Annotated in this window: 9 protein-coding genes; 7 read left to right on the top strand and 2 right to left on the bottom strand. The window is 45.6% G+C overall.

Going from position 1 to position 11,476, the window contains the following annotated elements:
• The first annotated feature begins 323 nt into the window (after positions 1-323).
• From WS40_RS09740 to WS40_RS09710, 7 genes are all read left to right on the top strand, one after another.
• Positions 324-593 (top strand): ACT domain-containing protein, encoded by a 270-nt coding sequence (locus WS40_RS09740; protein WP_022286601.1) that lies wholly within the window; start codon positions 324-326, stop codon positions 591-593.
• An 18-nt stretch (positions 594-611) separates the two neighbouring features.
• Complete coding sequence (locus WS40_RS09735) at positions 612-1,967, top strand: PFL family protein (protein WP_022286600.1); 1,356 nt, start codon at positions 612-614, stop codon at positions 1,965-1,967.
• 55 nt (positions 1,968-2,022) lie between these two features.
• On the top strand, positions 2,023-2,802 hold the full coding sequence (locus WS40_RS09730; RefSeq protein ID WP_046441933.1) for a sugar phosphate isomerase/epimerase family protein: 780 nt from the start codon (positions 2,023-2,025) through the stop codon (positions 2,800-2,802).
• A 30-nt stretch (positions 2,803-2,832) separates the two neighbouring features.
• The gene (locus WS40_RS09725) at positions 2,833-3,693 is read left to right on the top strand and encodes a histidinol-phosphatase HisJ family protein (protein WP_325208519.1); all 861 of its coding nucleotides are present in this window, start codon (positions 2,833-2,835) and stop codon (positions 3,691-3,693) included.
• Positions 3,694-3,823: 130 nt separating this feature from the next.
• Positions 3,824-4,693 (top strand): dipicolinate synthase subunit DpsA, encoded by an 870-nt coding sequence (locus WS40_RS09720; protein WP_046441930.1) that lies wholly within the window; start codon positions 3,824-3,826, stop codon positions 4,691-4,693.
• The gene (locus tag WS40_RS09715; RefSeq protein ID WP_148303556.1) at positions 4,665-5,267 is read left to right on the top strand and encodes a dipicolinate synthase subunit B; all 603 of its coding nucleotides are present in this window, start codon (positions 4,665-4,667) and stop codon (positions 5,265-5,267) included. Before WS40_RS09720 ends, WS40_RS09715 begins: the two co-directional genes overlap by 29 nt.
• 377 nt (positions 5,268-5,644) lie before the next feature.
• Positions 5,645-7,726 carry an elongation factor G gene (locus WS40_RS09710; RefSeq protein ID WP_046441928.1) on the top strand — a complete coding sequence of 694 codons (2,082 nt, stop codon included), beginning with the start codon at positions 5,645-5,647 and terminating at the stop codon, positions 7,724-7,726.
• Positions 7,727-7,932: 206 nt separating this feature from the next.
• Here the strand turns inward: WS40_RS09710 and WS40_RS09705 are convergent, their stop codons facing one another.
• Complete coding sequence (locus tag WS40_RS09705) at positions 7,933-9,462, bottom strand: YifB family Mg chelatase-like AAA ATPase (RefSeq protein ID WP_038671126.1); 1,530 nt, start codon at positions 9,460-9,462, stop codon at positions 7,933-7,935.
• Between the two features lie 22 nt (positions 9,463-9,484).
• Positions 9,485-10,432 (bottom strand): alpha/beta fold hydrolase, encoded by a 948-nt coding sequence (locus tag WS40_RS09700; protein WP_046441925.1) that lies wholly within the window; start codon positions 10,430-10,432, stop codon positions 9,485-9,487.
• Between the last annotated feature and the right edge of the window lie 1,044 nt (positions 10,433-11,476).

Here is an 11,476-nt window from a genome sequence, read left to right as displayed (position 1 = left end):
TCCCAAAAGCAGGAAATCTCGACTCTTTGAGCGCTGTTTTTTTACAACGCCTTTTGTTTTGCAGAAATCTGACACCCCGCTTTTTTTTGCACTTCAACGTTTTTGATTTTTTTTACGAATTTTTTTGTAATTCGTACAAATATGGGTAGGGGCGAACAATGTTCGCCCGTTTCGTTCACCGCAAACCACCTGCCTTGACCGTCGCCCCATAAAACGCATTTCCAACGTTAATAAAATATTTATAATTAAAACTCTTGGCAAAATCTCCGCTGTGTGGTATAATAGAAGATATATAAATGAATTTGGAAAGGCTGGTCTTATTAATGAGAGCTGTTGTTACGGTTATAGGTAAGGACGCTGTAGGTATCCTTGCAAAGGTAAGCACAAAGTGTGCAGAATATAATGCGAATGTTATCGAGGTCACTCAGTCAGTTTTGCAGGACCTCTTTGCTATGATAATGCTTGTTGACATCACAAAGCTCAACTCCGATTTTGCTACCATGGCAGACGGACTTACAGAGCTTGGTCAGACAATGGGTGTTAAGATACACACAATGCACGAGGATATTTTTAACTGTATGCACCATATCTAAAGAGGAGATTTCTGTAAAATGATTAATACATATGACGTGTTGGAAACGATACGAATGATACAGGACGATTGTCTTGATATTCGTACTATCACAATGGGCATTTCTCTGCTTGATTGTATCGACAGCGATATAAACGTTGCCTGCGAGAATGTCTATAAGAAGATAACCGCAAAAGCCGCAAGACTTGTTGAGGTGGGCGAGCAGATAGAAAAGGAGCTTGGAATCCCGATCATAAATAAGAGAATTTCCGTTACCCCTATCGCTATCGTGTCTGCTGCCTGCAAGTGTTCACCTGTTCCATTTGCACACGCTATGGACAGAGCCGCAAAGGACGTTGGCGTAAACCTTATCGGTGGATATACAGCCCTCGTTCCAAAGGGCTTCTCCGCAGGCGATATCGAGCTTATCAAGTCTATCCCAGAGGCACTTGCTACTACTGAGAGAGTATGTTCCTCTGTAAATATCGGTTCAACAAAAACAGGTATCAATCTGGATGCCTGCAAAATGATGGGTGGCGTTGTAAGAGAGTGTGCAGAAAGAACAGTTGACTCTGCCTGCTTTGGCGCAGCAAAACTCGTTGTTTTCTGTAACGCAGTTGAGGATAACCCGTTCATGGCAGGTGCTTTCCACGGAGTTGGCGAGCCTGATTGCATGATAAACGTGGGCGTATCAGGTCCTGGTGTTGTAAGAGCCGCTTTGAGAAAATATCCTGACGCTGATATCACAAAGATATCCGACGTTATCAAGGAGATCTCATATAAGATAACAAGAGTAGGTCAGCTCGTTGGAACTATCGCTTCCAAGCGTCTTGGCGTTCCATTCGGTATCGTTGACCTTTCACTTGCACCAACTCCGGCCGTAGGCGACTCTGTTGCCCATATCCTCGAGGAAATAGGTCTTGAAAAGTGCGGCACACATGGCACAACAGCAGCCCTCGCCCTGCTTAATGACGCAGTTAAAAAGGGCGGCGTAATGGCTTGCTCAAGAATAGGCGGACTTTCAGGTGCATTTATCCCTGTTTCTGAGGACGCAGGCATGATTGATGCCGCAAAGAGCGGTGCGCTCTGCATTGAAAAACTTGAAGCTATGACCGCTGTATGTTCAGTTGGTCTTGATATGATATGTATTCCGGGCGATACCCCAGCCGATACTATTTCCGCTATCATCGCAGACGAAGCTGCTATCGGTATGGTAAACAACAAGACAACCGCCGTAAGAGTTATCCCTGCTATTGGCAAGGGCGTTGGCGAAGAACTTGATTGGGGCGGACTTTTTGGCTGCGGACCTGTTATGCCGCTCAAAAAAGAGTCACCTTCCAAGTTCATCAATCGTGGCGGACAGATCCCTGCACCACTCCATTCTCTCAAAAACTAAATTTTCACGGCGGCAGAGCAATTCTGCCGCTGTTTTTGGTAAGGAGGAAAACAGATTGAAACGCTGTATGTTTGCAGACTTCACCTTTAAAATACCCTTTGAGGAGCGTATAAGACTTATAAAAGAGAACGGCTTTGACGGTGTAATGCTTGGCTTTTCTGACGGACTAAAATACACACAGTATGATATTGTACGAAATTCTGGACTGGAAATAGAAAACGTCCATTCACAGTTTGACCGCATGAACGCCCTTTGGACAATATGCCCGGAGAGCGAATATATCCTCCAACGAACACTTGAATGTGTAAGAGTGTGCGGTGAAAACGACATAAAAACCATGATATGCCACCCCACTGACGGGCTTGTTCCGCCCGAAGTATCTCGTTTCGGTATAGAGAATTTCGCCAAGATAATACAGTGCGGAGAAGAAAACGGCGTCGATATCGCCTTTGAGAATATCCAGCTCCCGCAGTTTCTTGACGTGCTGTTTGACCAGTTCGGAAGCCATGATAACGTGAAATTTTGCTACGATACAGGTCATGAGAATTGCTTCTCAAAGAATTCCGATTGCCTGACGAAGTTTGGAAGCAAGCTTGCCTGCCTGCATATCCACGATAACGACGGCAACACCGACGGACACATGATACCATTTGACGGCAACCTGAACTTTGAGAAATTTCTCAGAAAGCTCAAAAACCTCGACCACCAGCCACCATTGTCATTAGAGCTTTATATGTCAAAGTCCACCATGTACCGAAATGCTGCACCTGACAGCTTTGTAAGACGTGCGGCAGAAGCGGCAAAACAGCTTGAAAAGCTTTACAATTCTATATAAGTACAAATTACTGTACAGATAGGAGAACCTATGAAAACTCTTATAGATATGCACACCCACACAGGCTTTTCCCCCGATGGTGAGGGAACTGTAGAACAGTCTTTAGCAAAAGCCAAAGAGCTTGGCTTGGCGGCATTTGCCATAACTGACCATTGCGATTGCAATTTCCGCTATAAAGCCGACCATTACGGTGATCCTGAAGCCCTGAAAGACGGCATGATGTACGGCTCGGGGGAGTATGCCCCCGCAAGCATAGTCGCCCAGTATGAAGCTGCCCAGCATCTGGAGGTTTTAAATTTTCTCTGCGGAATAGAGCTTGGTCAGCCTTTGCAGGATATAGAATTTGCCGAAGAGATAGCCTCCGACAAACGCCTTGATTTTATCATCGGCTCACATCATCAGAATAAAGGCAAGGACGATTTCTATTGGATAGAGTACAAAAATATGGACTTGTCGCAAACCTATGCTCTCCTTGACGACTATTTCAAAGAAATGCTTGAAATGTGCAAATGGGGCAAGTTAGACGTTTTAGGACACCTAACATATCCTCTGCGATATATCCAAGGAGATTGCGGTATACAAATAGATCTTTCTACATATGAAGATATTATCAGAGAAATTTTTTGTACACTTATCCAAAAAGGCAAGGGCATAGAGATAAACGTGTCGGGATTAAGGCAGAAGTACGGCAAGCCACTCCCGGACCTTGGCTATGTGAAGCTCTACAAAGCCCTCGGCGGCGAGATATTGACCATAGGCTCAGACGCCCACTGCACCGCAGATATCGGCAGAGATATTTCCGCAGGCGTAGAAATGGCGCAGGCGGCAGGCTTTAAGTATCTGACCTATTTCAAAAAGCACGAGCCGAAGTTTATCAAGATAGAAATATGATATCATATCAAAGCGCCGCAATTCTTGCTTTGCAGGGATAGGGCGTTTTGTTTTGCCGGTAACATTTAGCCCACCGATACATATAATTATATATAACTCTATCAGGCATAGTCCCACAGGAGGTATCCATATGAAAAAAACAGTTTTCCTCTGCGTCGGCGGTGACGCAAGACAAACATATACAGCTCAGACTCTCACTAAAATCGGCAGGGTCTATACTTACGGCATGGACGATAAAGGCGAGGACACTATCCCCCTCGCTCATCTCGATCAGCTCACCGAAAAGGCGGACGTTCTCGTACTTCCTCTCATGAAAGCTGACGGGCTGGATATCTCTTCTAGCCGTAATGTAAAGGTATCATGCAGTGACGTTTCAACGCATTTAAAGAAAAATGCACTCGTGGCAGGCGGTCTGCTCCGCCGTGATCAAATAGAATATTTCTCCTCTCTCGGCTTCGATGTTAAGGATTACTATAAGCGAGAGGAGCTTGTTATAAGAAATTGTATCCCCACAGCTGAGGGCGCTTTGCAAATAGCCATGCAGGAGCTTGCTGTCACCGTGAACGGTTCCACCGTCCTAGTTATTGGCTATGGCAGAGTAGCGAAAGCCTGCGCTAAGCTTTTTCGGGCTGTCGGCGCAGATGTGACTATATCCGCAAGAAAGCTTTCTGCGCTTGCAGAAGCCGAGGGCGCAGGCTATAAGGCAGAGCTTATCACAGCTCTTGCAGAAAATATTTCGGGGTATACTATAATAATAAACACCGTCCCTGCCATGATACTTGATGAAAAGCTTTTGGGCGTAATGGATAAAAACTCTCTTATCATAGACCTTGCCTCCCGACCTGGCGGAGTAGATTTTGAAACTGCCGCAAAGCTGAACAGGCGTGTGGTATGGGCATTGGGACTTCCAGCCAAAGCCGCACCTATGACTGCAGGAGAGATAATCGCCCGAACAGTCACGGACATTTTGAATGAAAGGGGAACAAAGAATGTCACTTGACGGCATACGAATAGGCTTTTGCATGACCGGCTCCTTCTGCACCTTTGAAAAGGCATTTGCCGCCGCAGAACGGCTTGTGCAGCAGGGCGCAAAGCTTGTGCCAATAATGTCTTTCAACGCCGCATCTATATCTACACGTTTTGGCACAGCGGAAGAAAACATCAAACGCCTTGAAACCATAGCAGGTCGCAAGGTCATACGCACCATAGAAGAAGCCGAGCCGATCGGACCGAAAAAGATGTGTGATATTATGGTAGTAGCACCCTGCACCTCAAACACGGCAGCAAAGCTTGCTCTTGGCTTGACGGACACTCCAGCCACCATGGCGGTAAAAAGTCACCTGAGAAATGCTCGTCCCGTGGTCATCGCCATATCGACAAATGACGCACTGGCAGGGTGTGCTAAAAACATAGGTTATCTGCAAAATCTGAGAAACTACTATTTCGTACCATATGCGCAAGACAACTGCGAAAAGAAGCCAAACTCCATAGTGGCTGAATTTGAACTCATACCCGAAACTATTCAGTCGGCTCTTGAAGGGATACAGCTTCAGCCTATCATAAGGGTAAAATAACGCAAAGCTCTCCGAAACGCTCGGGGAGCTTTTTTTGCATTCACACATCTCTGATAACCGCACCCCTACAGATATTCGGGCAAGTCCTGCCGCCGCAAAATCGCTTCGCTCGGTGCTTGGGGGCAGCTTTGCTCATTCCTAATTCCTAATTCCTCACTCCTCACTCCTCACTTCTTCCTCCCCTTGTGCAATCTGCTTTATAACAAGTCTAAACTTTGTTCACATTCACGAAAGAAAATTTTCTTTCCACCCTTGCTATTTATGTGAAAATAGTATATAATTATCTTATGCGGTTGATATATTTTGTGTAAATGATACATATAATTATACTGCACATCACATTAAGCCGTCCAACGGCATAGATTGGAGCGATCAACTTGAAAAAATACGACAGCACAAAAATAAAAAATATTGCTATTGCAGGTCAGGCAGGTTCTGGAAAGACCTCTCTGACTGAAGCATTGCTATATAAAAGTGGAGCTACTGACAGGCTCGGCAAGATAACTGACGGAAACACTGTTTCTGATTATACCCCTGATGAGATAAAGAGAAAATGTTCTGTTTACACATCTCTTTCTTCTTTGGAAACTGGCGAGTTCAAGGTAAATCTTCTTGATACTCCCGGTATGTTCGATTATGAGGGCGAAGCTGTTGAGGGCATTGCCGCAAGCGGTTGCGTACTCATCACTGTATCAGGTAAATCAGGCGTTCGTGTAGGTACTCACAAGGCTTATGACCTTGCAAAGAAAATGGGCAAGCCTACAATGTTCGTTGTAACAAAGCTTGATGACGATAACGCAAACTTCAATAACGTCCTTACTCAGCTCAAAGCAGAGTTCGGACCTACAGTTTGCCCTGTTGTTGTGCCTGTTATCGCAGACAGAAAGATAGTTTCTTATGTAAATCTCATTGAGATGAAAGCATATAAGTATGAAGACGGCAAGGCAGTTGAAACTGATATGCCTACAGCTGATGTATCAGAGAAAATGGGTTATCGTATCGACGGACTTATCGAAGCCGTGTCCGAAGCCGTTGCAGAAACTGACGAGGCGCTTTTTGAAAAGTTCTTCTCAGGCGAAGCATTCACACAGAAAGAGCTTATTGACGGAATACATAGCGGCATGAACTCAGGCATTATAACTCCTGTTACCTGCGTTTCTTCCACAGACCTCTCAGGTGTTGATATGCTCCTTAAGGAGATAGACCTACTGCTCCCTCCTCCGTCAGAAAAGGACGCTATGATAGGCGAAAAAGCAGACGGCGAAGCTGTTGAGGTCGCTTGCGTTGAAAGCGACCCTATGAGCGCATTTGTATTCAAGACAGTTGCTGACCCATTTGTTGGCAAGATGTCATACATAAAGGTATTTTCAGGTAAGCTTACACCTAACAAGGAGGTTGTGAACGCTACCACAGGAAGCACCGAAAAGGTCGGAAAGCTTGTTACGCTTCAGGGCAAAAAGCAGATAGACGTTGCCGAAGCAGGCTGTGGAGATATCGTTGTTGCAATGAAGATGAACGTGAACACCAACGATACTATCTGTGACTCCGCAAGAGTTGTTAAGTTTGCACCTATGACCTTCCCTAAGCCATGCTACAAAATGGCAGTCAAGGCTAAAAAGCAGGGCGATGAAAGCAAGATATCCGCCGCAATGACAAGACTTATGGAAGAAGACCTTACTATAGATTACAAGCTCGACCCGTCAACAAACGAAATGATACTCAGCACCTTGGGCGGACTTCACCTTGATTCTGTTGTGGGCAGACTTGCAGGAACATTCGGCGTTGAAGTAGAAACTTCTGTGCCTAAGATCTCCTATCGTGAAACTATCAGAAAGAAAGTCAAGGTGCAGGGCAGACATAAGAAGCAGTCAGGCGGTCACGGTCAGTATGGTGACGTTTGGATAGAATTTGAGCCATGCGTATCTGACGACCTTGTATTTGAAGAAAAGGTGTTTGGCGGAGCAGTTCCAAAGAACTTCTTCCCAGCCGTAGAAAAGGGCTTGCAGGAAAGCGTAAAGAAAGGCGTTCTCGCAGGTTTCCCTGTAGTAGGTCTGAAAGCTATCCTTGTAGACGGCTCATATCACCCTGTTGACAGCTCAGAAATGGCATTCAAAATGGCAGCATCTATCGCATACAAAGAGGGTATGCGTCAGGCAGAGCCTGTTCTCCTCGAACCGATCGGCTCTTTGAGCGTTTTCGTACCTGACGATAATACTGGCGACATGATGGGCGAGCTTAATAAGAGAAGAGGCAGAGTTCTGGGCATGAATCCTGCGGAAAAGAAGGGTATGACCGAGATAGTTGCCGAAGTTCCAATGGCTGAAATGGCAGACTTCACACTGCTTCTGAGACAAATGACGCAGGGTCAGGGTGTGTTCACCTTTGAAAAAGCACGTTACGAGCCGCTTCCTGCAAATCTTGTTGCAGACGTTATCGCAAAGAATGCAGTGGCAGATTGATTTTTTTGGAATAGAATTTTTAAGGGATAATTATAGAATTGTGATAAGGACAGTACGGGAATGTTTCAAAGCGTTCCCGTACTTTTTTTGCACAAAAAAACAGACGGAATAAAAACCGTCTGCAATTATCATATGTATTTGAATACACCATAGTAGGGGAGAACAGTGTTCGCACGTTTCCTGTCAGCTTTTATGTGACGCACATATCACCCATTCCAATATTTTCTGTCAAGGCTTCGATACTGAACAGCCATTGCGATATGCTTTTTGTCTATGACCTTTGCACCGTCCATATCCGCAACAGTTCGTGCGACTTTAAGTATGCGGTCATAGGCTCTTGCTGAAAGTCCCAGCCTGTCAAAAACGTTCTCCAAAAGCTTTGAAGCCTCATCTGTCACAGGGCAGACCTCGTGAAGAATATCAGAGGTTATTCGTGCGTTGCAGGTTATGCTAGTGCCTTTGAAACGCTCGTTTTGTATGTCACGGGCTTTTTGAACACGCTCTCTTATGGACGCTGATGATTCCTCTTTGGCAGTGGAAGAAAGATCTGCAAACTCAACAGGTGCGACCTCCAAATGAATGTCGAAACGGTCGAGAAGTGGTCCGCTGACTTTGGAAAGATAGCTTGAAACTTGTTTCGGAGAGCATATGCACTTTCTTGTTGGGTGACCAAAATATCCGCATGGACAAGGATTCATTGCAGCGATAAGCATGAACGAACATGGGTATGTTATCGATCCTGACACTCTGGATATGGTCACCTGCCTGTCCTCCAAAGGCTGACGTAAGATCTCAAGGGCAGGGCGTGAAAACTCTGCAAGCTCGTCAAGAAAAAGCAAGCCGTTATGTGCAAGGGATATCTCACCGGGCTTTGGCACAGAGCCTCCGCCTGAAAGTCCTGCCGGTGAAACTGTATGATGCGGTGAACGGAAAGGTCTGGTGGTGATAAGAGGACTGTTGCTGTCCAAAAGTCCTGCCACAGAATGGATATTTGTGGTTTCTATAGACTCCTCAAAGGTCATGGCAGGAAGTATCGACGGCATACGTTTTGCAAGCATTGATTTTCCTGAGCCAGGCGAACCTATCATAAGAACGTTGTGACCGCCTGCCGCTGCGACCTCCAATGCTTTTTTTGCCGCTGATTGTCCTTTTACGTCGGCAAAATCAAGACTTCCGAAATAGCTTTCAGCGGTGGGCTTATAATGTGCCGCAGGAACTATTGCCGCCTTTTTCTCAAAGTGAAAAACAAGCTCCCGCAAAGACCTTACGCCATAGGCTTTTATACCCTCCACAACGGAAGCTTCACGAACATTGTCGGCAGGAACATATATCTCAGAAAGTCCCATTTTCTGCGCCATTATTGTCATAGGCAAAACGCCCTGAACAGGTCTTACTTCTCCGCTGAGAGAAAGCTCGCCGATAAAAGCGGAGGTGGAAAGCATACTGTCATCAACAAGGTCAGCCATTCGCAAGAGTGCAACTGCCACGGCTAAGTCATAGACCGAGCCTGTTTTTCTCACATCGGCAGGTGCAAGATTTATGATTATTTTTCTCAGAGGCAATGTTATCTCGCTTGAACGCAGTGCAGAACGCACACGTTCACGGCTTTCTTTTACAGATGCGTCTGCAAGCCCCACAATATCAAAAGAGGGCAGACCCTTTGAAGCTTCTATCTCCACCTTGACCGCAAAGGCATTAAGCCCCAGCAGACCTACACTGTTTATTAAAGCAAACACGTTGACTTCTCTCCCTTACAGCTTAATCTGAACACATTTCAGAGCTTATGATATCGAGCAGAAAATCTGCAATATCATTATACACTTCACGGCGGTTGGTTTCATTCACAAGCTCGTGACGTGCATTTTCGTATATCTTCATCTCAACGTCACAGCCGTTGAGGGACAGCCTGTTGAACACGCTTAGTACGCCTTTTCCGTAGTTTCCCACAGGGTCGGCACTGCCTGCTATAAGATAGGTAGGCAAAGTTTTCGGATAGGTGGAGAACCACTTTTCGTTTGAAACATACCACAAAAGCTTTGCAAGATTTTCAAAGCCGTTTAGGGTGAAAATAAAGTTGCATTTAGGGTCTTTTTCGTAGGTGGAAACTATTTCAGGGTCACGGGATATCCAATCATATTCGCTGACTTTATCGGTAATTTTTCTTGTATAAGCACCGAAAGCAAGCTTATTTACAGCGTTGCTCCTATATTTATCACCATGGAGTATTTTGAGGCTGTCAACAAGGGTGAGCAAAGCAGGGATACCCTCCATGCCGCCGCTCGTTCCGCAGAAGATAGCCGCTGTGAGGTTTCTGCCATGCTTGGTGACAAAAGCTCTTGCAAGGAAGCTTCCCATGCTGTGGCCGAGAAGAAAATACGGCTTGTCAGGGTAGTTGTGTTTCATCATTTTTGTGAGAGTATACATATCCTCGACAGCGTTTTCCCAGCCATGTTCAGGGGAGAAGTAGCCAAGTTCGGAGTTGTCGTTCACACTGTCGCCATGACCGAGGTGGTCGTTTCCGCATACTGCGAAGCCTAAGCCTGTGAGGAACTCAGCGAGGTCGTCATAACGTCTGAAATATTCGCACATACCGTGGGATATCTGAACGACACCTCTTACTGTGCCGATAGGGAAACGAACGTAATACGCGATCTTATGAAGTCCGTCAGAGGACGGATAGTAGCTTTTGAAATGAGTACAATTCATAGAAATTTACCTCCTTGGGATTAGGATTTCATGCAATTTTACTTATCAATAGTATAGCACTTTTTGGGGGAATAATCAAGGGGAAGTTTTTAATAGGAGCGGAGTTTAAGTGAGGAGTGAGGAATGAGAAATGAGGAATGAGGAATGGGCAAAGCAGACCAAAGTAAATTGCAAGCATAAAGTAAAATAAAGGACCGAGCGAAGCGAGAGATAAAGCGCACGCTCAAGCCCGGCGCTAGAGGGCTTGTGGGGTCTAGGGGCAAAGCCCCTAGCGGAGTATGAGGCAGAGCCTCATTCGGCGCAAGCCGACAAGGTGCAGATTGTAGTATCAAAAGCATATAGAAGTCAAATATCAGATAAAAGTGATATCGGAGTATAAAATCTGCACCGCTTTTCTATCCCATAGCAAAACGTAGATACGCAAAGAGCGGAGCGATTTTGCGGCAAGATAAACTATCCCGAATATCTGTAGGGGCGAACAGCGTTCGCCCGTGTTCAGAATTTGTTATAATTTCAGAATTGTAGGGGAACGGCACAATTTCTGCTTTGCAGAAATCCGACGTCCCGACCCCCTCGCACGTCTTTGTACATCTGCATGACTTTATGGTAAATTCAAACCTCGTCACTTCGAGCGGGCTGTCGAGGGCGCCAGCCCCTACAAGCGTGATAGGATAGTTTTTTGTTCTGTCCTACAATGGTTGTAATCGTGGACTGGTTTCTTCGGCGGGCGAACGCTGTTCGCCCCTACAGATTTGTTACCGTAATTTTGACCGATATATATATATTCAATTTTCAAGTTTCGTCCGGGGTGTGTCACCGAGTATAATGCCCTAGGTTTTGCATATACAAAATACCGCAATGCACACCCACGCTTTGACACAAGTACTCTACAGCCTGTTCCAGAAACTCACCTCGGTTTCACTAAGTCGCAGGGCTTGTACGTGCCCGCAAGTATCAAAACGCTTTCTACTTATCCCGAAAAGCACCCCTTTTGTTGCATAAAAAATGCAACAATTGCAGAAATGTTGCCAAATTAAAATATAA

This window comes from Ruminococcus sp. N15.MGS-57, from assembly GCF_000980385.1.
GTDB lineage: Bacteria > Bacillota > Clostridia > Oscillospirales > Ruminococcaceae > Hominimerdicola > Hominimerdicola aceti.
This window is presented reverse-complemented; position numbering and strand designations above follow the sequence as displayed.